Below are 24468 nucleotides of genomic sequence, written 5' to 3' on the forward strand. Positions count from 1 at the left end.
AATAAAAATAAGAATGTGGGCGCCAGAGTTTACTATGTAAAAACGGTTTTCTCGGGCGTCCGTTAGGAATCTCTTTTACCACTATTTTAGAAGCATAAGATGTTAAATTTTCTTCCCTCGGCAGTGTTGTTGATATTGGCTTCGGTGTTGCTGGTCATCAGCACAATCCTTTGCTTTATTCCCATTTTGTTTTTTGTTGTCGTGAGATTGATTTTTCCATTTTCAGCGCTGCGCAAAATCTACACATCCATTTTTATGTCAATTGCTGAAGCCTGGATTACCATGAATAAAGGCTGGATGAAACTTACTCAAAAGACAGAGTGGGATGTGAAAATTGGAGGAGAGCTGAAAAAAGATGGCTGGTATTTGGTAACCTCCAATCACCAGAGTTGGGTGGATATCTTTGTACTACAGTCAATTTTTAACCGAAAAATCCCTTTCCTGAAATTTTTCATCAAGCAGGAGCTTATCAAGGTTCCTGTAATGGGGATCTGTTGGTGGGCTTTGGATTTTCCATTTATGAAGCGTTATAGCAAGGCATATTTGGAGAAGCATCCGGAAATGCGCGGCAAAGATCTGGAGTCAACCAAAAAGGCTTGTGAGCGCTTTAAATTAATTCCCACCAGTATTATGAATTTCCTGGAAGGTACGCGTTTTACTCAGGAAAAGCATGATAGGCAGGGTTCCCCTTTTAACTATTTGCTCAAGCCCAAGTCTGGTGGTATTGCTTTTGCCATGCAAAGTATGGGGGAGCAACTTAACCGCCTGTTAAATGTAACCATTGTCTACCCAGATGGTATCCCATCATTTGCGGATTTCCTTGCGGGAAAAGTGAAGCGCGTAGTCGTTCGGGTGGAGCAGATTCGCATACCAGATAAATTTTTTACGGCTGATTATATGAATGATCAGGTATTTCGTGCTGAATTTAATCATTGGGTGTATAAACTTTGGCAGGATAAGGATCAGTTGATTGGGAATCTATTGAGTGATTCTAAAGGGACTTAAGAGGCACAGGCTAATTTTATGGCGAATGCTATTTAAGAAGGCTTGAGGGGCTGTTTTTTCAGCCCCGCCTTCCCAACAGATTTCCTCAATGAGGAATCAATCAAAGCCAGATGGGTAGCTGAGCACGAATTTCTTCTGGTTGGCTTTCTACCAGATTCTTACCGGTCTCTCCTGCAATGGTAGCGCGGGTTGGTGTCTTGAGAGCATCCCGTAGGTTACCCACCATATATGGCTCGGCTACGATATAAAGTTTTTCGTAGCGTCCCTCCTGTCGCCCCCGCTCTAAGGTATGAGCAATCTCTCTGGCAAATTTCTCACCGTTGCGATGGCGTAGATCGGAAAAATTACCCATGGTGTGGCGACCCTTGCCACGGCTGTCAAAAGTGCGTCCAGGGGCGTCACTTTCGAGATCGCGGCCCGATAGTCGGGATTCAGGGTGGAGGAGAGCTTCGATTTCGTGGAGGTTTCCGGCGCGTTTTTGTGCTTCAAATATTCTGGCTTGCGATTGGTTGGCCACAAGAACCCATGCTAAAGCCATGAGCGTATCCTCATTCTTTTACTCTCTATTATCCTAGTTAATTTCAGCGCCATCCACTATCTGTCTGGATTTAATTGGGTAACTATCTGATTTTTTTCATTTTCTAGAATATTGGAGAGTTAATTGTGGATAGAGGAGTGGGATTTGCCTGCGATGCTTTTCGGTTCATTTCGTAGAGCGTTATAGATTTTCTAAATAGATAAAATCTAAATATCCACAGTTGTCTTTATGCCTTTTGTGATGGTTATTGCAGGCACATATTCCTACCAGATGGCGTGAGATTACCTAGAATGAAATCAAGATGTGAGAGGCGCAAGCCGGATCCGTGGATCTAGCTTGCGCCTCTTGCGACATAGTGGTAGATGGAGGTTGTAAGTATGAGTCTGATACCCAGAGGTTCCCTGCTGGATCTGGATAATATGTTTGAGCAGATGTTGTCACCAGGCCGTGCTATCGGCAGTGAAAGGGAGGGATTTTTTTCGCCACGTATCGACGTGAGTGAACGGAAAAAAAAATATGAAATCAGTGCCGAACTGCCCGGTGTCGGTAAGAATGATATCAATATCACTTTGGAGAATGGGGTTTTAACCCTAGAGGCGGAAGTACATCGCGAGATCAAGGAAGAAAAAGATGGTCGGATTCTGCGACAAGAGCGGCGTTATGGAAAATTCCTGCGTAGTTTTAATCTGGGGGAAGATGTTCGAGAAGATGAAATTGATGCGAATTTCAAAGATGGCATTCTGACTCTGACTGTCCCCAGACACGAAGGACACCCGCCACAGAGAAAGCGTATCGAAGTGCACTGATTTTTTCATGCGACGGGCTTCCGTCGCTTTAAAAGTATGTTTTCAGTATTAGTTGAGGTAAAGAAATGAAAGTGAAACAGGCAATGCATCAGGGTGTGACCTGGTGTACACCAGATACCTCTCTACAGGAATTGGCAAAAATCCTGCGGGACGAGGATATCGGTGCGGTTCCCATCGGTGAAAACGATCGATTAGTGGGTATGGTGACCGACCGAGATATCGTATGTCGCGGTGTTGTGCAGGGAGGCAATCTTTCTTCCCTAACTGCCCGTGATGTAATGACTGAGGGCATTGAGTGGTGCTGGGAAGAGGATGACCTACTCTCCGCGGTACACAAAATGGAACAGCAGCTGCTGCGGCGAATGCCAGTTCTAAATAGTGAGAAGCGCATGGTCGGCATTCTCAGTCTCGGCGATATCACCTCAGCCATTGCCAGTAAGCAGGGTGGTCACTTCGCCTCTGCGGTTTCGGCTCACCACTAGTTTCCGTAGCCCCATTATGGGGCTTAACTTATTTTTCTGGGCCCTGTGAGGAGAATTCTCCGATGGGGCCCAGTCTTATTTTACTTTCTTATTGATTCATAGGTTCTGGTAGGGTTGCACGAATTAGCGAGTGAGGGCGTATACTCCGCACTTTTTGAGGTAATCCATGGCAGTCAGTCAGGAACAGCTGCTTCAGCGCAGTGGTGGTCAGTGCGAACTCTGCAAAGCTCAGGATAATTTGGAAGCTTATGAACTGCCGGAGTCCCCTGTCGGGACAGAGGGCCAGTTACTCCTATGCCAGACCTGCCGCGATCAGCTGAACAATCCAGCCGAACTCGACAGCGCTCATTGGCAGTGTTTATCTGACAGCATGTGGAGCCAAGAGCCGGCGGTGCAAGCTTTGGCCTGGCGGCTTCTCAAGCGCCTGTCTACGGAAACCTGGGCGCAGGATTTACTAGACATGCTTTACCTGGATGACGATCTTCTTAACTGGGCCCAAGCCGGTGCACTACCTCAAGCGGGCGACATTCTTGTTCACCGCGACAGCAACGGCGTGCAACTGCAGGCAGGTGATAGTGTGACCATTATCAAGGATCTGGATGTAAAAGGGGCCAGTTTGGTGGCCAAGCGCGGTACTGCAGTTCGTGGTATCAGTTTAACGGATAACCCAGAACACATTGAAGGGCGTGTCGAAGGACAGCGTATCGTTATCCTGACTAAGTTCGTCAAGAAAATTGGTTGAATCTCTATTGATTGCCAGCTTTGGATATAGGACTAGTTTACGAAGGGAAGGGGTGTTTCCTGTCACATTTCAGTCTTGTGAAAGATTACTGGAATAAATTTGCCCTGTTATCATCCCTGAGATACTTCCCTAGACTTTAACCGCCTGGCATTGGCCGTAGATCCCAATGCTAGCTGGTGCGCCTGGCTATGGCTGTGGTTGTAGCTGTGACAGGCAGTGGAGATGGATTGATGAGCCCCACCTATGAAATTCGCAGCGGCACCCTCGCGGGTTTCAACACTCTGGTTCCCCAGTTGGGCGGAATACCTTCGGATTTGCTCGCTGAGGTTGGCCTACCCGCGGATTGTATGCGTCGCCCGGATATCTTGATTCCAATCTCTACTCTGATCGACTTGTTAAACCTGTGTGTGCGTGAGCTGCAATGCAATGACTTTGGCTTGCGGCTGGCGGAGCAGCAGGGCCTGCGTATGCTTGGAGTGTTGGGTAAGTTGGTGCTCAAAGAGAAAGACCTGGATGCCGCGTTGAGTGCCAGCCACCGCTACATGGTATTACACAACCAAGCTGATCACTGGCGAATAACTGAGCGCGATAGCAGACTCTACGCTTATCGCATTAGCCATTATGAAGGGCTTGGAGTTGCTGAGCAGTACAGCGAGCTGGCCTTGGGCGCCGCCTGCAGGCTATTTAGGGAGTTGGCTGGAGTGGATATTCGCCCTCGCCAAGTGCATTTTTGCCATGTACCGGTTTCTCCACTCCAGCGTTACCGTGAGTACTTTGAAGCTGAGGTATTTTTTGCCCAGGAATATGATTGTCTCGTGTTTGATGCTGAAGTGTTAGAAAGGCCTTTGAATGCGGCTAGTGAGGGATTGGTGCAATATTTTGAGGAATTTACCCAGTTGCTCATTCAGGGGCAAAGGGGGGATATAGCGAGTCAAGTGCGGACGCTGATCTTGCAGACACTGGGGGCCCAACAGCATAATCTGGCACAGGTTGCCCAGCTGGTGGATACTCCTGTTCGCACTTTGCAGCGCCATTTACGTGCTGCCGGCACCTCTTTCAAGCAGCTTTTACAAGAAGCGCGCATGGAAACGGCTCGATGGCATTTACGGTCCTCAAATATTGATATTGCTCTACTGTCGGCGAGCCTTGGTTATACCGATACCAGTGCCTTCTCCAAAGCTTTTCGCACTGTGCATGGCAATTCCCCCTTACAGTGGCGCAAGCTACAACATTGATTTTTACTTCTAGGTTTTTCAAAGGGTATTTACCCGGCAGTGTCCCGCCTCATTTCAGTATCCTATTTTGTCATTCCCTTTTTGCCTCATAAATACTGGCAGGCTATGCTGGGCACCTGTTGATTGAAACAACGACCAGTAAGGAATAACACCATGGGTGCAGAGACGATTCGCTGTAAAGCCGCTGTGGCCTGGAAAGCGGGCGAGCCGCTTTCTATCGAGGAAGTTGAGGTGATGCCGCCGCAAAAAGGCGAGGTACGTATTAAGCTGACGGCTACCGGGGTCTGCCATACCGATGCTTTCACACTTTCGGGGGAGGATCCTGAGGGTGTCTTCCCTGCGATCCTTGGCCATGAGGGAGCGGGTGTTGTGGAGTCGGTGGGTGAAGGAGTTACCGGCTTAACGGTTGGGGATCATGTTATCCCGCTCTATACCCCCGAGTGTGGCGAATGTAAGTTTTGTTTGTCTGGCAAAACGAACCTCTGCCAAAAAATTCGAGCAACCCAAGGTAAAGGTTTGATGCCGGATGGCACCACGCGTTTTTCGATAAATGGAAAGCCCATCTATCACTATATGGGCACCTCCACTTTTTCTGAGTATACGGTATTACCGGAAATCTCCCTGGCGAAGATTAATCCCGAGGCGCCGCTTGAGGAAGTTTGTCTTCTTGGTTGTGGTGTCACTACGGGGATGGGAGCGGTGATGAATACCGCTAAGGTAGAAGCGGGTTCAACCGTGGCAATCTTTGGTTTGGGTGGAATTGGCCTATCAGCAATTATCGGGGCCAAGATGGCGGGTGCTGAGCGTATTATTGGCATTGATATCAATGAAGATAAATTTGCCCTGGCAAAAAAACTCGGCGCGACAGAGTGTATTAACCCCAAAAATTATGAACAACCCATCCAAGAGGTCATTGTCGATCTTACCGATGGTGGAGTGGACTACTCCTTCGAATGTATTGGTAATGTAAATACTATGCGGTCTGCGCTGGAGTGTTGCCACAAAGGTTGGGGCGAGTCTGTAATTATTGGCGTTGCCGGTGCGGGTCAGGAAATCAGCACGCGCCCCTTCCAGTTGGTTACTGGTAGGGTGTGGCGCGGCACTGCATTTGGCGGAGTGAAAGGTCGCTCTGAACTTCCGGATTATGTCGAGCGTTATCTGGCCGGGGAATTTAAGTTGGATGACTTTATTACCCACAAGATGCCCTTGGATAATATTAATGAGGCCTTTGATTTGATGCACAAAGGCAAGAGTATTCGCAGTGTCATTCATTACGAAAACGTTTGAGTGGGATAACTTATGTCAATTGAGCTTGTCAGTAGCACCAGATTGTTTGATGGGTTGCAACAAGAATACCGGCACCGCTCCGCTGTGTTGAATTGCACTATGCAGTTTTCTATTTTTTTGCCTCAGGGTACAGACAGCGAAGAAGGGCATCGTTATCCGGTGCTTTATTGGTTATCGGGTCTGACTTGCACCGATGTTAATTTTAGCCAGAAAGCGGGCGCCCAGCGTATGGCTGCAGAGCTGGGTATTGTGTTGGTCATACCAGATACCAGCCCTCGCGGAGAGGATGTTGCCGATGACCCCACCTACGACCTTGGCCAGGGAGCAGGGTTCTATGTGAATGCCACTCAAGAACCCTGGAAGCAGCACTACCGCATGTATGACTACATAGCGGCTGAATTACCGGCGCTAATTGAAGGGCATTTTCCGGTAAGTAAGAAGCGCGCTATCAGTGGTCATTCCATGGGAGGTCATGGCGCCCTGGTTATTGGCTTGCGTAACCCTGAGCGATATACCTCAGTTTCAGCATTTAGTCCGATCTGTAATCCGATCGCTTGCCCCTGGGGAGAGAAAGCGTTTGGTGCATATCTGGGCGCGGATACAACCTGCTGGGAAGGTTACGATGCGAGTGTTCTTGTGGGGCGAGCGACAACGCACCTCCCGATACTGGTCTCCCAGGGCGATGAAGATCAATTCCTTGAGCAACAGTTACGACCGGAGGCCCTGCAAATGGCCGCCGAAGCTTGTAGTTATCCTCTGCGACTGGAGCACCATGCTGGATATGATCATAGCTACTTTTTTATCGCCTCATTTATTGAGGAGCACCTGCGTTTCCATGCGGATTACCTCTTGAGTAACGATAAAATTCCTGCCTAAAGCTGCTGTCATATCGTTTAGAGCTGCGCTGCAACCGGGCACTTTATAATTGCCCGGTTGTAATACATGAGCTTTTTATCGAGCTTACCTGGGTGTCTTTCACCTATCTGACTGAGCGGCAACTGCACGACATTCACCGTGAATCTCTGCCCGGCCTTTCTCGAAAGTCTGTTCAATCAGGAACCAGCCGCTAGAACAGAATCCATTTTCATTTATGAGGAGTTCCACCCTCGCCATTGCTATTTTCTTAATATCGCCTGAGTTTGATTGACTGTGGCCAGGTTTACCAGAGCTGGGCTTGCCCCTTGCTGGCTTACCCTTACCGCCCATTCCGGGGCCACCGTTATGTTTACTGCTGTGGCTTCCATCGTCATGGGGCGCTGCCCCCAGGCTTGCCTTATATACAAAGCGTTTGTGTCCTAGTTCAGTGATATCAGCAACAAGAGATTCGTTAGTGGGAACCTTAGGCGCGGAGCTACAGCCGAAGATGAGCAGGGAAGCTCCCATAGTAGAGAGGAGGTTAGCCTTCATTGTTGTTATCCTGTGAGTCATTCGTTTCCAGTATGACCTTTGCCCTGTACTAACGTCGGTTAAGCAGAGTAAACAATTGTTAAGGTCAATCAATTCAACAAGGTGTTTCTTTCTTAGGGGCCTTTACCGGATATTTTCTTCTTACCTAAATAAGTTACTCTTGAAATCTGTGTTTTTATATATGCGTAGAGGTCTACCCAGATTATTTTTACTATAATCTATGGCTTGATAATGGGAAAAGGGCCTAAAAAATAAAGTGATTTTATAGTTCTATGATGATTTATAGAGGAGAAATAGAGAGTAAATTTTCGGGTTTTATTTTAGGGTGCACAGTGTCTCCTGGGCAGCTGGAGAGACCTGTTTTTCTGACGCGCTAGGAAATTGTCCTCAGTCACAAAGACCTGCAGAAAAGTTATAATCTGACAACAAAATTTTGTTACAGGCTTTTAAAAATACTTGTTTTCCACGAACTCACCCTGGTTTTGGCCGGCGGCGGTACGTCCTTGTATTGTCTCACTTATCTGCTGTGATTTACGGTAAGGAACTATAGTTTTCCTAGGCGCAATAAAGTTTTATCAGGCTCGTCGCCTCTGAAAAGAAAGCAATCCGACAGCAGTCAGCGTTTTTAATACTGAGGTCCAAGCACTCATATTTGGTTTCGTTGGCTTTCCTTTGCCAATAAGGGCCAGCTGTTGTTCGTACCAAGTGACATCCAGCATAGCCATAAAATCCAGTCTGGGAATACCTGTGGTGAGCTTTTTCAATGTTATCTTATGGTTGCCATCCGATAACAGTTTGTGCGATAGCCGTGGGTCAACCGCTAATGGGCGGGCTAGGCCGATCATATCCACGGCATTTGATACAAGGGCGGCCTCCATGGCAGCTGCGGAACGGAAGCCACCGGTGACTACGACAGGAATTTGCAACTGTGCACGTGCATTTTCTGCATATTCGATAAAATAGGCCTCTCGCTTGATAGTGCTTTCTTTCACATTGGCACCAACCATACTTGGGTTTTCATAATTGCCGCCGGAGATTTCAATTAAGTTAATACCTTCATCCTGCAGGGCTTTCAGAACCTGCATGGATTCCTCTTCACTGAACCCACCTTTTTGAAAATCTGCTGAATTGAGTTTTACGCCTACCGGAAAATCTTCACCAACGGCTTCGCGAATAGCGCTATACACCTCGCGTAAAAATCGTAAGCGATTTTCTAAGGTACCTCCCCACTGATCATTTCGCCGATTGTGGTGAGGGGATAGAAACTGATTGATCAGATAACCATGAGCAGCATGTATCTGAATCCCAGTAAATCCAAATTCTTTCGCCTGTGCTGCGGCCCAGGCAAATTTTTTAATGATAATTACTATTTCATTTTCAGTGAGTTCTCTCGGGCGGTTGAAGGTCTTCTCTAAGCCATTAGCCAATGGAATTGCAGAAGGTGCGACGGGTTCGGTACTTAAAAAATTGGGTGTTTGCTTGCCTGGATGATTTAATTGCATCCAGATTTGTGTACCGTTTTGGCGCCCAGCTTGGGCCCATTTCCGGAACAGGGAAAGGTCCGACTTCTCGTCTAATACCACATTCCGCGGCTCACCCAGAGCTGTTCGATCAACCATGACGTTGCCGGTGACCAGTAAACCTGTGCCTCCTTCTGACCATGTGCGATATAAGTGAATCAGCTCCTCGGTGGGGGCATGATTGGGATCCGCTAATTGCTCACTCATAGCAGATTTAAACAAGCGGTTTTTCACACTGGTTCCCGGCAGAATACTCAGTGGACGAGCGAGAGGTGTAGCTCGATCGGTGTTTTTTAAGGCGTTGATACTATTTTTCAAAATGAATGTCCTGACTGTAAGTTTTAATACTGGCCAGTGTTTGTGCCCCTTGTTGCGTCACCAAGGTGCTAAAAAACGTCCGTAGCTGTCTGAGTAAATCATTGGGATCACCGGATACCTGGTATTGCAGAATACTGCCCTGCCAAACGCTATAACACAGTGTCGCAAGGTTATCGGCGGGGACGTCACTGCGTAGATCTCCTTGATCCTGTGCCAAATGTAATATCGACTGAAGATTTTCCAGCCACCTGTGCTCTACAGACCCAATGGCTTCACGGCAAAGAGGACTGGCCTGGGCTACCTCGGCCGACATCGCGCCGAGTAGACAGGCACAAGACTGACCAACTTTTACTTTGTTTTGAACACGGTTATGAAAGCAGCACCAGAGCTGGATCAAGCCAGGTGCCTGATCCAGGTTTATTATCGTCTGCGCTAGTTCCGCATCAATCTGCTGGCCGTAGCGGTGAATAATGCTGGCTACGAAGGCCTCTTTACTGGGGAAGTAGTTGTAGAACGAACCTTTGGGTACACCTACTGCATCCAGCACCTGCTTGATACCAGTGCCGTGATATCCCTGGCTGGTCAGCATCGCGGTGCCTGCTTCTAACAATGCTTCTTTGGTGTTTTGGCTTTTACGTGGTCGAGCCATGAATATTAGACCGGTCGTCTATTAACTAATGGTCAATATATGACCGATCGTCCTGGAATGCAAGAGGGAGAGTTTTGTTTTGGTATTTTCTAGGCTAGGGATCAGGAAAGGTTACTTATATGGGGAGATTGGCCCCGACGACCTATTAATCATTGGCCACACACAATAGTTTACTGAAATCGAAAATACTCTTTCAAAATAAAATTTAATCAGGGATTTTGAATCAATATAAGGCTTTTTGCACTCTTTAATTGGTTATTTTTGGTTTAAATTACCTAGTTTGCTAGGGGGGGCGCTACTCTTTTCATCGCCGCATACTGAGATGGTTCCTCTATCAACTTGCCTGCTCCGACTATAGAGTCTCCCTCAGAGTTAGATAAGTAAATGGATCAATTGTGATTGAGTTCGCGGTGGTAACAGGGAAGAGCCGCAACCTGGATATCTTTGGGGGCAAATTGTTATGGAAGGAGGTGAGAACTGTTTTAATAGAAGAAGTAAATTGGTTCTTCTTACTGATTTTGTTTCGCCAAAAGCCAGCCCCAAGATTGTCTTCAGGCACTGCGAATATCGATGATGCAGAGTAAATGACGGTAAAGTAAGACAATTGCAGAAGGTTTGATTGTCACTCTGTTAAATTCAGAAAGAGAGCTTGATGCCCTCCGTTATCTGAAGATTACATTGTAGAATTCAAGGACTTTGTTGCTTGCAGAGAAAGTGGTTTAACGCCTTTCTTAACGCAGATTTGCGCCTATAGCATAAAACACTAAAACAAAGAGCCCTTCTATGAAAAGAAAACTGCTTGCCCTACTTAGCTGTACAACCTTTGCGGGACTCTGTTCCGCGGATACGTTGACTATTGAGCGAATATTCTCCGACCCGGCCCTTGGAGGCACAGCGCCCCGTGCCCTTGAGTACTCTCCCGATGGTAGTCGGGTAACTTTTCTGAAGGGGCGCGATGAAGACTATAACCGTTACGATTTGTGGGAATATAACATTGCCGATAAAGAGTCCCGTATCCTGGTGAATTCCGATAGCCTGCACAGTGGTCATGAGGAATTGTCCGATGAAGAAAAAGCCCGACGCGAGCGCCAGCGAATTTATGGCAGTGGCATTATGGAATACAGCTGGTCGGAAGATGGTAAGTCCCTGTTATTTCCGTTAGCTGGAGATGTTTATTACTACGGCCTGGATAGTAAATCCGCGCGGCGCTTAACTGAAACTGAAACTTTCGAAACCGATGTGCGGGTTTCCCCTAAAGGGCGTTATGTTTCTTTTATTCGCGACCAGGATATTTTTGTTGTTGACCTAAAGAATGGTAAAGAGCGTGCATTAACCAGTGATGGCCACGGGCCTATTAAAAATGGTATGGCCGAATTTGTTGCTCAGGAAGAGATGGGGCGTATGAGCGGATACTGGTGGTCACCAGATGACCGTCATATCGCCTTTCTGCAGGTGGATGAGTCTCCGGTGGATAAGGTGACTCGCAGTGAAATCTATGCTGATCGCATTGACCTGATTCAGCAACGCTATCCCGCTGCAGGGAGAGCGAATGTAAAAATTCAGCTGGGCATTCTGAATGTAGAAACCGGTAAATCCCGCTGGGTAAACCTTGGTAATGAGCAGGATATTTATATTCCTCGCGTGCAGTGGGCGCGCGATAACCTACTGACTTATCAATGGCAGTCCCGCAATCAACAGAACTTGCAGTTGCATGCTTTTGATCTGAAGACGAACACTGGTAATACCCTGTTGATTGAGTCCAGTGATACCTGGGTAAATTTGAGTGATGATCTTCACTTCTTGGAGAATAAAGATCAATTTATCTGGTCTTCAGAGAGAGATGGTTTTAAACATCTCTATCTCTATGATCTAAGTGGTAAATTGTTGAACCAGATCACACAGGGTGACTGGGTAGTGGATGAAGTTGAAGCGATTGATGAGAATCAGGGCTTGGTGTATTTCACCGGGCGTAAAGATACTGTGATAGAGCGACATTTGTATCGAGCGCCATTCAATGGGGATGGAAAGATACAACGTATCTCTAGCAAGAAGGGAATGCATGATATCGAGTTTTCCCAAGATGCCTCGGGTTATATCGATAAATTTTCCAGTGTAAATACCCCGCCTCAAGTAAGCTTGCATAATGCCAGTGGCGAACTAACGACCTGGCTGGAAGAAAATGCGGTTATTAATGGGCACCCTTTACACCCTTACAAAGCTGATTGGATTACTCCTGAGTTCGGTACCATTGAATCCCCTCTGGGGCATCAGCTTAATTATCGACTTTATAAGCCAGCTAATTTTGATGCATCAAAGCGTTACCCGGTTATGGTTTATGTCTATGGTGGACCCCATGTTCAGGTAGTTACCAATAGCTGGGATAAAGCCTTTAACCAGTTTATGGCCCAGCAAGGGTATGTCGTTTTTTCTCTGGATAATCGAGGTTCTGCTAATCGCGGAACGACTTTTGAGAACCCCATTTTTAAAAATATGGGTAGCCCTGAAGTTGAAGATCAGGTTACTGGGGTGAAATTCTTGCGCACACTACCTTTTGTCGATAGTGAGAATATTGGTATCTTTGGGCACAGTTATGGGGGCTATATGGCTCTTATGAGTATGTTTAAAGCGGGTGACTATTTTAAGGCGGGTGTATCCGGTGCTCCTGTTACCGATTGGTCCCTTTATGATACCCATTATACTGAGCGTTATATGGGGAACCCCGAGACCGATGCGGATGCCTATCAGGCTTCATCAGTTTTTCCGTACACTGAGGGACTTAAGGGCTCCCTGTTGATTTATCACGGTATGGCGGATGATAATGTCTTGTTTACTAACACCACCCGACTGATCAAACAGCTGCAGGATAATGGCCAGCAGTTTGAATTGATGACCTACCCTGGCAAGAAGCATAGTTTGCGCGGTAAACAAACTCGGATTCACCAGTACACAATGATCAGAGATTTCTTTGATCGACATTTACGTAAAGACAGATAATTTTAGTTATATTATTTTCTGTATATCAGGTCCCCAGGTAAATAAAGCTTGGGGTTTGATCAGTGAAGTACTGATATCATTCTTATCTCTTCTACATTTTTTGTACCAAGTCTCCAATCATCCCAAGAACATCTCTATTTGTCTCATATGGTGTTCAATCATTTTTGGTGATTGATATTTTTTGTTTACTTTCTTTCTCATGGGTTATGTTGTTTGAGGAAATTGAGAGTGCAAATAATCTACTAAGTAATTTTTGGTAGATCTGTTCAGGAATATATTGGGTTAGGGTGAATTATGTTGAATAGAATTGGTGGTAGATTTATTGTATTAGCTGCATTGATAAGTTTTTTTGGATGTGCTGGTGTTGGAACTGAAAAAGAGATGCCGTCACAGGAAGTAAGTCGCGAAATGGTGGGAGTTGAAGCAGAACTACTATCTGCTTATATGCAGGACCAATCCCTATTGACTCTAGTTGATGCGCGAACAGTGGGGGAGTTTGAGGCTGGACATGTAAACGGTGCAATTAATGTCCCTCTAGGTGATTTCGATGAAGTGAGAGAGCATTTAACAATAGGTCTTGACGAGATGGTATTGGTTTACTGCAAAAGTGGCACACGGGCAAAAAGATTGGCAAATAAATTATTTGCAGTCGGCTATAAGGATGTCAGAGTTATATCATCGCACCAGTTGAAATTTATTGAAGGAGAAATAATTTTTGCAAACTTGGATTAAAGTTTGATGTGGGTAAAAGAGACAAGGTAAACCGGCTGATATGCTGGTTTACCTTGAAGTAATTATCGTAAGAACCATTTACTGACTAGCAGTGTCAAAACGATCCAGATTCATTACCTTAGTCCAGGCCTTAGAAAAATCCTGCACGAATTTCTGCTGAGAGTTATTAAAGGCATAGACCTCAGCGACTGCTCTGAGCTCAGAGTTGGAGCCAAAGATTAGATCCACAGGGGTTGCCGTCCACCTCACCTTACCGGTTTTGCGGTCGCTACCCTCATAAACCCCCTCTGCTTTATCGGATTTTTTCCATACTGTGGACATGTCTAGTAAGTTGACAAAAAAGTCGTTAGTGAGTGTTCCTGGTTTATCGGTAAAGACGCCGTTTTTCGATCCATCAGTATTGGCGTTCAGCGCGCGCATACCGCCAATCAAAACCGTCATTTCTGGTACAGTGAGGGTCAACAGACTGGCGCGGTCCACCAGCATCTCGGTGGGTGTACGGCTATTATTACTACTGAAATAATTGCGAAAGCCGTCGGCTGTGGGTTCCAGCATTGCGATGGAATTAACATCAGTCTGTTGCTGGCTTGCATCGGTACGACCGGGCTTGAAAGAAACGCTGATCTTTTGCCCCCCATCCGCAGCTGCTTTCTCAACAGCAGCAGTGCCACCGAGAACAATAAGGTCGGCGAGAGAGACTTTCTTACCCCCAGATTGGGCACTGTTAAACTCTTGCTGAATTTTTTCTAGCTGTGCTAGAACCTTGGCAAGTTCCTCTGGGTCATTGACTGGCCATTGTTTCTGGGGATTCAGCCGTATACGTGCGCCATTTGCTCCTCCACGCATATCTGAGCCGCGAAAAGTCGAAGCAGAGCCCCAGGCCGTTCTTACTAGCTCAGGCACGGTAAGGCCTGAGGAGAGGATTTTCGTTTTAAGTTGGCCGACATCATTGTCATCTATTAGAGGGTGATCAACTTTTGGTACTGGGTCTTGCCAGATCAGATCCTCTTTGGGAACTTCCACACCCAGATAACGCGCTTGAGGGCCCATATCGCGGTGAGTCAACTTGAACCATGCCTTGGCGAAAGCGTGTTTAAATTCCTCAGGATTTTCCTGAAAGCGCTTGGCAATTTCCCGGTAACTGGGATCAAACTTTAAAGATAAATCGGTGGTAAACATGATTGGTGCATGCCGCTTGTTTTTATCAAAGGCGTCTGGCACCAAGTTGGCCGCAGCTTGATCATCGGGGATCCACTGTACTGCACCAGCGGGGCTCTTGGTTTTTACCCAGTTAAACTTGAATAAATTATCCAGGTATTGTTGGCTCCAGTTAATAGGAAGGGCCGACCAAGCCCCTTCAAGCCCAGAGGTCATTGTGTCATCGGCATTACCCTTACCACACTTGTTTTTCCAGCCTAGTCCCTGTTGCTCAATTGGGGCTGCTGCCGGTTCTGGGCCTAAGCAATCAGCTTTTACCGCGCCATGAGCCTTGCCAAAAGTATGGCCACCAGCTATCAGAGCAACCGTTTCTTCATCGTTCATGGCCATGCGGGCGAAGGTTTCACGGATGTCGATAGCCGCAGCCTTGGGATCAGGATTGCCGTTGGGACCCTCTGGGTTTACATAAATCAATCCCATCTGAACGGCCGCCAGTGGTCTTTCTAACTGGCGATTACTGGTGTAGCGCTCATCGGCCAGCATCTTTGTTTCCGGGCCCCAATAAACCAGATCTGGCTCCCAGTCGTCTATACGGCCACCGGCAAAGCCGTAGGTCTCAAATCCCATGGATTCAAGAGCAACGTTGCCAGTGAGTACCATTAGGTCAGCCCAGGATAGATTGGCGCCGTATTTCTGCTTGATAGGCCACAGCAGGCGCCGTGCTTTATCTAGATTGGCATTATCTGGCCAGCTATTCAGAGGGTCGAATCGCTGCTGCCCCCCCCCTGCGCCTCCACGTCCGTCGTTAACCCGGTATGTACCTGCGCTGTGCCAGGCCATTCGGATCATAAAGGGGCCATAGTGCCCATAATCCGCAGGCCACCACTCCTGGGAAGTTTTTAACAGCGTTTCAATGTCACTCTTTACTGCTTTGAGATCCAGTGTTTTAAAAGCCTCGGCATAATTAAAGTTTCCTCCCATGGGGTTAGACTTTGGGGAGTGTTGCCGCAAGGGGCGCAGATCCAGCTGGTTGGGCCACCAGAATTGGTTAGATTTAGGTTGGAAGTCCTTTGGGCCCTGGCGGGTGACGGGATCGGTCACTACCTCCTCCTCAGCAGAATACGTATTTGACGCCAATAATGACAGTGTGATGAAAAGAGCGGTACCTAGTGAAGCTCTATAGAATCGCATTGCAATCATCTCCATACGATAAGGAATGCAGATTACAGCTTTTTAATTTGGTCTTTCTTACGAATTTAAAGAGGTATATAGCCTATATTGGCGACGTAATTTTTGCGAGCTTTGTCGGATCAAGCAGTTGAGAAAGTGTTTATTTCCAGCGGATGATAAATAAATAATATTGGCTAGCGTGGTTTTTTGGGGGCGATATTGGACGTTATCCGTATTTATCTATCGTGATTTTATAGGTACTAATCACCTGTGTCTTTGATGAATAATTTCTAAGGATTAAATGTAATCTATTTGGTTGTTAAGCTTCTTTAAAAACTTAATTGTTGAAAATGACGAAATAAATACAGGTGCCTAACACTATTTTTTAATATTGGTGGCTTTTATGATATGTGAGCGATAGCTTCTTTGGGGAGTTAAAACAAGACCACCTCAATACGCAGAGATAAGCTGTTGCGTTCAGGTGTGCTGGCCCATGATTCTATTTTCTTATTCTAGGGCTAAGCCTATGGCAATGATTTATAAGGAGATTCTGTATGCGTATTTATTTTATTTTTGGGGTGCTTTGTCTTTTATTGATGGCTTGTGGTGAATATTCACAAAAAGCGACCAAACATTCTGAGGAACTGAATGCCAAAGTTAAGCCGGCGAGCAAAGTCACCAAAGCGCATAACTTGTCTGTAGAGAAGCAACTGCCTTTCTCCAATGACTTGGATTTCCAGCTAGCCAAACGTGGGTTTATTGCCACGATTCCGGGAGCACAGGTTACAAACGCTATGGGAAGGGAGGTCTATGGACTGGCTCAGATGCAATTTCTAGATGGGGCGCCAAAGGATACAGTTAATCCGAGTCTTTGGCGGCAGGCTCAACTTAATGCTTTGAACAATGGGTTGTTTGAAGTTGTTGAAGGGATTTACCAGGTTCGCTCACTAGACCTAGCCAATATGACCTTGATCAAAGGGGAAACGGGATGGATTGTTATCGATCCCCTAACTTCTATGGAGACAGCTGCTGCTGGCTTGGCTCTGGCTAATAGGACGTTAGGCAATAGGCCTGTTAGCGCTGTAATTTTTACCCACAGCCATGCGGATCATTTTGCCGGTGTGGCGGGAGTTCTCACGATGCAACAGCTAGCCGAAGGGAGTGTGGAAATTATCGCGCCTGACGGATTTTCCGAGGAGGCAATCAGCGAGAATGTACGCTCGGGCAATGTGATGCAGCGGCGGGCGCTCTACCAATTTGGGGACCTGTTACCATCCAGCCCAGATGGATTTGTGTCCTCGGGTCTTGGCAATCGCGTGTCTGATGGAGAGCACGGTATTGCAACGCCTACACAGTTGATTCCCGAAGAAGGGGCAGAGATGAAAATAGATGGTGTAGATATCATCTTTATGAGTACCCCTGGAGCCGAAGCTCCCACCGAGATGGTTTTCTTCTTTCCCCAGTTTAACGCCCTATGTATGAGTGAGATTGCCAATCACACTTTACATAATATCTATACGCTTCGCGGTGCTAAAACTCGGGATGCGCTGGCGTGGAGTCGTTACATAGAGAGAGCCATGGAAAAATTTGGTGGAGATACCCAGGTGGTTTTCAGTAGCCATCACTGGCCCACCTGGGGAAATAGTGAGGCGCTGGATTACCTAGTAAAGCAACGAGATCTCTACAAATATATTCACGATCAGACTCTACGCCTGGCTAACCATGGCCACGACATGATCGAAATCGCCGAACAAATACAATTGCCAGAGGCGCTCTCCCACACCTGGGCTAACCGGGGTTATTACGGTACGGTCAATGTGGGAGCAAAAGCGGTGTACAACCGTTATCTAGGATATTTTGATGGGAACCCTTCCAATCTACACCCACTCCCTCAGGAAGAAGCCGCGCTTCACTATGTAGAGTATATGGGGGGGGAAGAAGAAATAATGAAGCGGGCACGGCAGGATTTTTCCCAGGGAAATTACCGTTGGGTGGCGATGGTGTTAAAGCACTTGGTTTTTGCTGAGCCAAAAAATCAGGAGGCACGTTATTTATTGGCGGATGCTTTCGAACAGCTGGGGTATCAGGCGGAGTCTGGAATTTGGCGCAATTTTTATTTAAGTGGTGCCAGGGAGTTACGCCACGGAGTTGAGTTCCGTGAGGAGATGCACCCGCCGGAAGAAATTGTTGCGCGGGTGCCTCTACAACTTTTATTTGATGCTATGGCGGTACGTCTAAATGGGGAGAAGGCGGCGGATGCGGATATCCGCTTAAATATTGAGATGACGGACAACAAAAATAAATACTTAGTGGTCGTTAAAAATGGAGTTTTACACGGTTATCCAGGTCGACACAGTGAAGATCCTTCAGCGAGTCTGGCACTAAGTAGCACCGACCTGCGACTGATGTTCAGTGGTTTGGTCGGTGCTCCCACCATGATCAAGGAGGGGCGCTTAAAGGTGCGCGGCAATCCCTTGGCTTTGATCCAGTTTGGCAGACTCTTCGATAAGTTTGATAGGAACTTCAACCTGGTGACCCCTTAATTGGGAGATGCCGGGCAAGGTGGGCAACAGTTTGTCGGGCCTCATATCACCCGTTACTCGTTGCGGTATGAGTCCCTGATAAGTGGAAGCGGCCGGCTTCGCTTTTAGAGCAAAATTGTTACAAGTAGCCTCAACTTTGAGTGCCGGTGACATGCCGCTTTCCTTGGAAGTGAAGTCTACACCGTTAATACCACTGCGCGCGGCAATAACAAGCCCAGTATTCATACCGCTAAGCCAACTATTGAGAAGCCCGGAAGACAGAAGATCGATACTTTCTAAACCCTTATAAAAAGGCACAAAGCTCTCTGCCAGATTGCCACGTACCGATGAGCCCCCCACAGAGTCCCAGGTGGCGTTTTCCTCACTCCAGTTACTGGCGGCCTGGTAGATACCGAAAGTGCTACCTGATCGATTCGTGACATTCAGCTGCAGAGTGGCAGAGCTGATAGAGGAGCAGCCGGAAAGACTGCCTAGATCAAATTTAATCAGTGTGTAGAGTGTCCCATAGGTGTGGTCACTCCCATCGGCCAGTAGTCCTTCGGGGTCATGGTTAAAATTACTTGATGCGTAACGGGAGGAGATAAACACATCATCGCTTATTGGTAGGGAAAAGCTGCCGTTACTATCTGAGCTCTCTTGAATCACGCTGCGGCCAGCGTTATTAGCGATCAAATTCATGGATTCCCCCAGGCGGTTGGCGCTCCACCAATTCACATTATCTGGCAGGATGAGTGGATCGGCGGCACGTGCCTCCCGAGTCAGAGTTTCTGCAGTGTTATCGAACTGTGCGGTGCGCACTACCAGTCCACTTAAACTCACCTGGATGACCTTAAACTGCTGGATACTGGCCATGTCGATGGTCCAGGTTTTGGCGTCGTTAGCGGAACGCGCTGGAGCGCCCCAACTCCCTTCCCCCACGTAAACGGTACCGCCGTTGGTGGTGGTAGAAAAGTTATTGCCACTGGGTATCACGGCCTCAGTCATTTTGGTGAGATGAGTATCGGATTCCACCACCAGGTTCATCGCATAGTCGTAAAATGGCTGCGCCCACCAGTTAAATAAAGTGGGATTGTCAGACTTGCCGCTGTAATGGGGGAACATGGGCTTGTGATATTGGGCGAGACGCCAGCTGGCGGCGCTGCCATAGCTGGATAAATCGCTCGACAGCCAATTATTCATTGCGCTGGCGTAAGAGGACCATCCACTATTCTGAAACTGGCTATTTAAGGTGTAAATACGCAGTAAAGGTGACACCTGCACGGCACCATAAGTGTCGCTGGGCGAACAGTCGCCATCGCCATTAAAATCCACGCCGAAGACTTCGCAGAGGGTCGAGTAATTATCATCTTCGTGATTGCCGTGAGTGGGGATCAATGGGTAGATTCGCTTGTAGCTATAACCATCAATCGTATCGCTGGAGTAAGTCAACTCCCAGTCGTCGAGGAATTCTCGCATTTCTGAGGCGCTATTGGCATTGGTGAAGTCGCCGCCATGCATCACTGCGAGAGGGCGTATTTTAGCTAGCAGAGTATTTCCCTGGCGACGAGTGGTATGTCCTGTGCGGGTATCACCACCGGCAATTACTACAAAAGGCGCGTTTTCTGCTGGAGCTGTCCTAAACCAAAATCGCTCACCACAGCCATTTTGGTCACATACACGAAAATAAACAGGAGAGTCCGCATTCAAATTTTGCAGGCGTACAAAATGGCTGGTGATACCGCTATCGAATGTTTCGCTATTGCTGACAAATGCGCTGTTCCAGCTGCTTTCATTGGTGGAGTAACCGTAGCTGACATAGGGATTACTGCTGTTGCCATCTGGAGAAAAACCGATGACAGCACTGCTGGAAGCATCGCCATCCCAGGCAAGGCGGTAGTGTTTGGTGGCGGCACTGACGTCGACTGCCAGCAACAATGTCGAAATAGTGAGAGCGGGGCCTATATATCGTCTCATTGCGGAAATTCCTCTGCAAAGTTGGGACTTTTTGTGAGAGGCCACCGCCTGGAGGGGGCAGGTTGGTGGCGCGCAGGAATTATTGGGGAACGATGTGACAGATGCTTGAACGATTGGTTACCAAGCGTGTGAAAGCTGCATTGCGATAGGGAATTGTGACGGTTTGCCCATTTATAAAATTGACCGATGCGCCACCGACTTTTAGATAGGAGTAGATGCCTTCGAGGGGGAGGTCGCCATCACTGGTCCAGTAATCACCGCGCTGGGTTTTGGGGAAGTATCCAGTTTCGATACTGGGGCTTCCCGGCTGTGCGTCTGGAGCCACCAGTGAACGCAGTTCGCTGGCGGAGGGCAGGCGCCAATGTTTTGCATCACAGAGTTGTTCCCGGTTAGTGTGCCGGATTAAATCCTCTGTGTCACAGCGCTCTGCTTCGAAATAACAATCTCCATTATTGGCAACGCCCTGATTGTTTAATAGTCGCGAATAAGTCCAACGTCCATCGTGAATGTCCTCACTATCTGTCTTGACCTCCCACAGCAGACCGCTGCGGCTATCGCAGACACAGGACCAGGGGCCCTCCCAGGTATCCATTACTTTTCCCTCAGCGCTCACTTTTAGAAGGTGGTATTGCTGCGGTTTTGGAGGCTGTGGTGTGTGGATAACGGCAGCACCGATCAGACAGGCGGGGAGAATAAAAATCAAAAAGAGTCGCGTGATCATTGTGCTTTACTCAGATTCAGTTGGATGGCTCTGGTATGACGGGTGTGGGCAACTTGTGCGCGATCAAATGCGGAAACCCACAGGCAGGTGCCATCTTCAATAGGAATATCCAGGGGAGAGGCTGTATTTAATTTGCGTACAAGCTCTAGCGACCAGTATCCATCACGCCAAATACCTTTGGCTCTAACATCCGCACGATCACCCTCGAAGCGATTGGAGGTATAAAGTACCGAAGGCATTAGAGTACCTGGTGCTATCCGGTCGCTTTCTGCTGAGTAAGGTTGGTAATCAAACCAGGAGATGGTCCAATCAAGCTCCTGGCCTTCTTTAACATTTTGAAAGGGAGCCAATACATTAGCATCACTAGGCAAGCGTTTAGGAGTGATGCCAGTGGGGGAATACCATTTCCAGTTCAGTAAATAAGCACCGGATTCCTTTGCATCCTGTTGGTAACCTGCCGTGTAGCGGCGTTTACCTGCACGCACTTTATCTGGCGCGCCGATAAAATTGTCATCCGCCAGATACATTTTATTAGTGCGTACTGCTTTCCAGTGCCAAAGATCGTGTAGTTGCCCCGATTGGCTGTAGTGATACCCCTTGCCATGCCAGTTTGATGGCTTATTTGCCAGTGGTGAACGTCCCAGATGGGCGGTGCCAGCACCTCCAAAGTTACAGTTACTGGAAAGTAACAAGGCAAATTTGTCTTCGTAAAAATTCTTTTCATCAAAATTCTCAAAGCCTTGCTGCTGGATCTTCCAACCTTGATCCGTTTTTATCAGGGGTAAATGAGTCAGGCTTTCTGTGGGATCCTGCCAGGAAATATGAAAATAAATCTCCTCACCATTTTGCAGAGCTTTGAGATGCACATCAGTGCGACCCTGATAAAAATTTGCGCCGCCATCGGTACTGATTTTTAATGGCCGAGCTTTTGCCCATTGGGGTTCATCGGCATGGCCATCAATATCAATGATCGTATGGATAGGAATCGAGGTTACGGGCAGTTGATAATAAGAAAATTTGGTCAGAAGCAGCCAACCGCCGAGCAGAAAGATGGGCAGCAAACTACATAGCAATGCCAGTTGAATTCTTTTGTTTGTGGCTGGCTTGAGGATATAGAGAAGAGCACTTTGCCCGAACTGCAGTAGATAAACGCCTGCGTGTAGAAAAATATAGACGCTGAGTCCAAGCGCGGCGAAAAAATGTAATATTCGGACCAGTGATAACTGGCCTATCCCAGCAAAGAGCAGCCAGCCACTGGCCAACGAGATGCCAATGAGGCTAATGCCCCCCCAGGTGACTACTCGGTGGTAATTCCATTGTTTATGAGCGCATGATTGTTCAATTCGATAAAGTCGAATAGCATTCGAGTATAAATAAGAAAGGGCAACCAGCGAAAGCAGGAGTGCAGAGAAGAAATGTACACTGTGTACCTCTCCCTGGGGCAGCAGTTCTTCAATTGAGGCAATGGCGGGTTTAGTGAGTGTGGCAATACGCAACCCACTGAAAAGACTGCAGATCACTGCTATTACTAATGCAGCATGCAGCAGTATCCACATGGGACTTTTTGATCTGTCAGACATAATTAGGCCCTAAAAAAGCCCACAGGCTATCGGCGGGATATGACAGTTTAGAGAAACTTATGTGGCTCTGAGAAATGGTTAAAACTCATTACTCCGCCAAAATGCAGTCTTTGCTAAAAAAGTGATGTTGGGGACGCGTTGAAAATATTTAGGCCATGCTTAATTAGGGAGAAACTGTAGGGAGGCTTAGCGACGCTAAGTTTTACTTAAAGATTTCAAAGCTAAGTTAGTCGCGTAATCGCGTTATTTTGAAGCTTTTTCGTATTTCGAGGGTTTCTGACAGGGCGCTTAGTTGTGGCCTATCTTTGCGCCAGTTGAAGTCTTCGTGCCGAAAATCAAGGTATGAAAGTGCAGAGCCGAGCGCAATTTGTAGAAGACAAAATGTTTGAGGAAATTGATGGATTCTGGCTTCAAAAAAATCTAGGGTGCGATTGATTGCACTGTTGTAGCGCTGCCACCAAAATTCTGACTGAAGCCCTTCACGCCCGCGAATTTTCTCTACCTGTCTGTGAACCAAGATCTCCATTAGACCTGAGGACACACTATAGAGTGTTTTTAAATTCCAGTCATTGTCTATCGCAGAGCTGAGGTGGCCATCTCCAAGTTGTTTATCTAGGAACTCACAGATCACTTCGCTATCCATAATAACGTTTCCGTTATCTAAGGTCAGACAGGGGACTTTACCTAAAGGATTATTGGATATTAAATCATTTGTATTGTGAAAAGGGTGAGAAAAAACCTCACTAACGCGGGAGTGTAACTTGAGTTCTTCTATAACAATTCGGGTTTTCGGGCAAAGGGGGAGGAGTAAGTCAGAAAGAGTTGCATAGCGGCGCTTAATCACTCAGCCACTCTATATGGCCGGCATTGGTGATGAGGCGCCGCTAATTTTGCAAAATAACTACTAATGGTGGGGAATGACATCAGTAATACGGTTATAGAGGTGTTGTTTGAGATAGGCACGTTGCTTTTTTAGTCTTGAATAGTGATCGTCATCAGTGCCGATGCCACTATCCTGTAGTCCTCTAATTTGTTTATCCAGTTTTCGATACTGGTCGTTATCTAGCTTGAATTCTACGTCATTCCTGATCAGGTGCTTGATAGTATCGGCGTACTCGGGAAAATCCAACTCCAGCTCATGCGCGGCTATGGACATAGAAAACCTCCCCTCCATTCAGTTAAAGCATCAAGGGTAATATTAGTTTGTGAATTTGAAGTCACAAAAATCACCAACAAGAAGCAGACTGGGCTGCTAATTATTGGACGATGATTTACCCCCGTTGTTTCAAGCTGATAACGTATTAGGCGGCTAATTTTTAGGTATGAAAAGGTTGTTCAATTATAGGATTTCTTGAAGGCGGTATTCTTTATGAAGAAAAATTCTAAAAAAAGAAAATTTTAGAATGCCATTTTTTTAGAGAGTATGCTTGTGATTGATCAGAAGTTTACTCTGAGTGTGTCGTTTATGAGATTGTAAGGCGAAAGCGATGGTGAAATGTTAATGGCTTTCAGTATTGCCGCATTCGTAATTTTTATATTGATAAAAAATGAAATTTAACTAATTGGAAGTTTTGTTGGCTGGGTACACAAAAAAGCCTGGCAAATATTATTGCCAGGCCCTGGGTGTG

At 47.0% G+C, this 24468-nt stretch carries 20 protein-coding genes; 10 read left to right on the forward strand and 10 right to left on the reverse strand.

Annotated features, from left to right (window positions below; genetic code table 11):
* Nucleotides 1-99 precede the first annotated feature (99 nt).
* On the forward strand, nt 100-1005 hold the full coding sequence (gene yihG, locus ACJJIV_RS14280; RefSeq protein ID WP_444889395.1) for a 1-acylglycerol-3-phosphate O-acyltransferase, YihG family: 906 nt from the start codon (nt 100-102) through the stop codon (nt 1003-1005).
* Between the two features lie 100 nt (nt 1006-1105).
* Here the strand turns inward: yihG and ACJJIV_RS14285 are convergent, their stop codons facing one another.
* Nucleotides 1106-1543 (reverse strand): host attachment protein, encoded by a 438-nt coding sequence (locus ACJJIV_RS14285; RefSeq protein ID WP_444889396.1) that lies wholly within the window; start codon nt 1541-1543, stop codon nt 1106-1108.
* A 377-nt stretch (nt 1544-1920) separates the two neighbouring features.
* Here ACJJIV_RS14285 and ACJJIV_RS14290 point away from each other — a divergent pair, with 377 nt between their 5' ends.
* The 6 genes from ACJJIV_RS14290 to fghA all read left to right on the forward strand — a co-directional run bounded on the left by ACJJIV_RS14290 (nt 1921) and on the right by fghA (nt 6971).
* On the forward strand, nt 1921-2349 hold the full coding sequence (locus ACJJIV_RS14290) for an Hsp20/alpha crystallin family protein (RefSeq protein WP_444889397.1): 429 nt from the start codon (nt 1921-1923) through the stop codon (nt 2347-2349).
* Between the two features lie 65 nt (nt 2350-2414).
* The gene (locus ACJJIV_RS14295) at nt 2415-2831 is read left to right on the forward strand and encodes a CBS domain-containing protein (protein WP_252083319.1); all 417 of its coding nucleotides are present in this window, start codon (nt 2415-2417) and stop codon (nt 2829-2831) included.
* 166 nt (nt 2832-2997) lie between these two features.
* The gene (locus ACJJIV_RS14300) at nt 2998-3573 is read left to right on the forward strand and encodes a PhnA domain-containing protein (RefSeq protein ID WP_444889398.1); all 576 of its coding nucleotides are present in this window, start codon (nt 2998-3000) and stop codon (nt 3571-3573) included.
* 188 nt (nt 3574-3761) lie between these two features.
* Nucleotides 3762-4808 carry an AraC family transcriptional regulator gene (locus tag ACJJIV_RS14305; RefSeq protein WP_444889399.1) on the forward strand — a complete coding sequence of 349 codons (1047 nt, stop codon included), beginning with the start codon at nt 3762-3764 and terminating at the stop codon, nt 4806-4808.
* Nucleotides 4809-4961: 153 nt separating this feature from the next.
* Nucleotides 4962-6095, forward strand: coding sequence for an S-(hydroxymethyl)glutathione dehydrogenase/class III alcohol dehydrogenase (locus ACJJIV_RS14310; protein ID WP_444889400.1), 1134 nt, complete (start codon nt 4962-4964; stop codon nt 6093-6095).
* A 12-nt stretch (nt 6096-6107) separates the two neighbouring features.
* A complete protein-coding gene (gene fghA / locus ACJJIV_RS14315) occupies nt 6108-6971 on the forward strand; it encodes an S-formylglutathione hydrolase (protein ID WP_444889401.1) in 864 nt (287 codons plus the stop codon).
* A gap of 99 nt (nt 6972-7070) precedes the next feature.
* Here the strand turns inward: fghA and ACJJIV_RS14320 are convergent, their stop codons facing one another.
* The 3 genes from ACJJIV_RS14320 to ACJJIV_RS14330 form a co-directional block, all read right to left on the reverse strand.
* Nucleotides 7071-7502, reverse strand: coding sequence for a hypothetical protein (locus ACJJIV_RS14320; protein WP_444889402.1), 432 nt, complete (start codon nt 7500-7502; stop codon nt 7071-7073).
* 575 nt (nt 7503-8077) lie between these two features.
* Nucleotides 8078-9340, reverse strand: a complete 1263-nt coding sequence (locus tag ACJJIV_RS14325) for an NADH:flavin oxidoreductase/NADH oxidase family protein (protein ID WP_444889403.1) — start codon at nt 9338-9340, stop codon at nt 8078-8080.
* Nucleotides 9330-9989, reverse strand: coding sequence for a TetR/AcrR family transcriptional regulator (locus ACJJIV_RS14330; RefSeq protein ID WP_444889404.1), 660 nt, complete (start codon nt 9987-9989; stop codon nt 9330-9332). Before ACJJIV_RS14330 ends, ACJJIV_RS14325 begins: the two co-directional genes overlap by 11 nt.
* Nucleotides 9990-10772: 783 nt before the next feature.
* Here ACJJIV_RS14330 and ACJJIV_RS14335 point away from each other — a divergent pair.
* Complete coding sequence (locus ACJJIV_RS14335; protein WP_444889405.1) at nt 10773-12983, forward strand: S9 family peptidase; 2211 nt, start codon at nt 10773-10775, stop codon at nt 12981-12983.
* A gap of 294 nt (nt 12984-13277) precedes the next feature.
* The gene (locus ACJJIV_RS14340) at nt 13278-13715 is read left to right on the forward strand and encodes a rhodanese-like domain-containing protein (RefSeq protein ID WP_444889406.1); all 438 of its coding nucleotides are present in this window, start codon (nt 13278-13280) and stop codon (nt 13713-13715) included.
* Between the two features lie 78 nt (nt 13716-13793).
* On the opposite strand, the gene katG is transcribed toward ACJJIV_RS14340, so the two are convergent.
* Complete coding sequence (katG, locus tag ACJJIV_RS14345; protein WP_444889407.1) at nt 13794-16064, reverse strand: catalase/peroxidase HPI; 2271 nt, start codon at nt 16062-16064, stop codon at nt 13794-13796.
* A gap of 533 nt (nt 16065-16597) precedes the next feature.
* Here katG and ACJJIV_RS14350 point away from each other — a divergent pair.
* Entirely contained in the window at nt 16598-18586 is a 1989-nt protein-coding gene (locus ACJJIV_RS14350; protein WP_444889408.1) for an alkyl/aryl-sulfatase, read from the forward strand.
* Here ACJJIV_RS14350 and ACJJIV_RS14355 read toward each other — a convergent pair.
* The 5 genes from ACJJIV_RS14355 to ACJJIV_RS14375 form a co-directional block, all read right to left on the reverse strand.
* Complete coding sequence (locus tag ACJJIV_RS14355) at nt 18497-20539, reverse strand: DNRLRE domain-containing protein (RefSeq protein ID WP_444889409.1); 2043 nt, start codon at nt 20537-20539, stop codon at nt 18497-18499. The two genes, ACJJIV_RS14350 and ACJJIV_RS14355, sit on opposite strands and share 90 nt — an antisense overlap.
* Nucleotides 20540-20618: 79 nt before the next feature.
* Nucleotides 20619-21260: an Lcl C-terminal domain-containing protein gene (locus ACJJIV_RS14360; protein ID WP_444889410.1), complete on the reverse strand. Its 642-nt coding sequence runs from the start codon at nt 21258-21260 to the stop codon at nt 20619-20621.
* Nucleotides 21257-22840 (reverse strand): ethylbenzene dehydrogenase-related protein, encoded by a 1584-nt coding sequence (locus tag ACJJIV_RS14365; protein ID WP_444889411.1) that lies wholly within the window; start codon nt 22838-22840, stop codon nt 21257-21259. The genes ACJJIV_RS14360 and ACJJIV_RS14365 overlap by 4 nt, the downstream gene beginning before the upstream one ends.
* A 226-nt stretch (nt 22841-23066) precedes the next feature.
* Nucleotides 23067-23684, reverse strand: a complete 618-nt coding sequence (locus ACJJIV_RS14370) for a glutathione S-transferase N-terminal domain-containing protein (protein ID WP_444889412.1) — start codon at nt 23682-23684, stop codon at nt 23067-23069.
* A 60-nt stretch (nt 23685-23744) separates the two neighbouring features.
* On the reverse strand, nt 23745-23996 hold the full coding sequence (locus ACJJIV_RS14375) for an HP1242/YdcH family protein (protein ID WP_252083304.1): 252 nt from the start codon (nt 23994-23996) through the stop codon (nt 23745-23747).
* Nucleotides 23997-24468: the final 472 nt, after the last annotated feature.

It is taken from the genome of Microbulbifer mixtoriginis (SeqCode) (genome assembly GCF_052466765.1).

Excerpts from the sequence above, each read along its gene's own strand:
- ACJJIV_RS14360 (WP_444889410.1), bottom strand. The coding sequence starts at position 21,260 with ATGATCACGCGACTCTTTTTGATTTTTATTCTCCCCGCCTGTCTGATC.
- ACJJIV_RS14290 (WP_444889397.1), top strand. The coding sequence starts at position 1,921 with ATGAGTCTGATACCCAGAGGTTCCCTGCTGGATCTGGATAATATGTTT.
- ACJJIV_RS14355 (WP_444889409.1), bottom strand. The coding sequence starts at position 20,539 with ATGAGACGATATATAGGCCCCGCTCTCACTATTTCGACATTGTTGCTG.
- ACJJIV_RS14295 (WP_252083319.1), top strand. The coding sequence starts at position 2,415 with ATGAAAGTGAAACAGGCAATGCATCAGGGTGTGACCTGGTGTACACCA.
- yihG (WP_444889395.1), top strand. The coding sequence starts at position 100 with ATGTTAAATTTTCTTCCCTCGGCAGTGTTGTTGATATTGGCTTCGGTG.
- ACJJIV_RS14305 (WP_444889399.1), top strand. The coding sequence starts at position 3,762 with ATGGCTGTGGTTGTAGCTGTGACAGGCAGTGGAGATGGATTGATGAGC.
- ACJJIV_RS14365 (WP_444889411.1), bottom strand. The coding sequence starts at position 22,840 with ATGTCTGACAGATCAAAAAGTCCCATGTGGATACTGCTGCATGCTGCA.
- ACJJIV_RS14335 (WP_444889405.1), top strand. The coding sequence starts at position 10,773 with ATGAAAAGAAAACTGCTTGCCCTACTTAGCTGTACAACCTTTGCGGGA.
- ACJJIV_RS14320 (WP_444889402.1), bottom strand. The coding sequence starts at position 7,502 with ATGAAGGCTAACCTCCTCTCTACTATGGGAGCTTCCCTGCTCATCTTC.
- ACJJIV_RS14310 (WP_444889400.1), top strand. The coding sequence starts at position 4,962 with ATGGGTGCAGAGACGATTCGCTGTAAAGCCGCTGTGGCCTGGAAAGCG.
- ACJJIV_RS14350 (WP_444889408.1), top strand. The coding sequence starts at position 16,598 with ATGCGTATTTATTTTATTTTTGGGGTGCTTTGTCTTTTATTGATGGCT.
- ACJJIV_RS14300 (WP_444889398.1), top strand. The coding sequence starts at position 2,998 with ATGGCAGTCAGTCAGGAACAGCTGCTTCAGCGCAGTGGTGGTCAGTGC.
- ACJJIV_RS14285 (WP_444889396.1), bottom strand. The coding sequence starts at position 1,543 with ATGGCTTTAGCATGGGTTCTTGTGGCCAACCAATCGCAAGCCAGAATA.
- ACJJIV_RS14330 (WP_444889404.1), bottom strand. The coding sequence starts at position 9,989 with ATGGCTCGACCACGTAAAAGCCAAAACACCAAAGAAGCATTGTTAGAA.
- katG (WP_444889407.1), bottom strand. The coding sequence starts at position 16,064 with ATGCGATTCTATAGAGCTTCACTAGGTACCGCTCTTTTCATCACACTG.
- ACJJIV_RS14340 (WP_444889406.1), top strand. The coding sequence starts at position 13,278 with ATGTTGAATAGAATTGGTGGTAGATTTATTGTATTAGCTGCATTGATA.
- fghA (WP_444889401.1), top strand. The coding sequence starts at position 6,108 with ATGTCAATTGAGCTTGTCAGTAGCACCAGATTGTTTGATGGGTTGCAA.
- ACJJIV_RS14375 (WP_252083304.1), bottom strand. The coding sequence starts at position 23,996 with ATGTCCATAGCCGCGCATGAGCTGGAGTTGGATTTTCCCGAGTACGCC.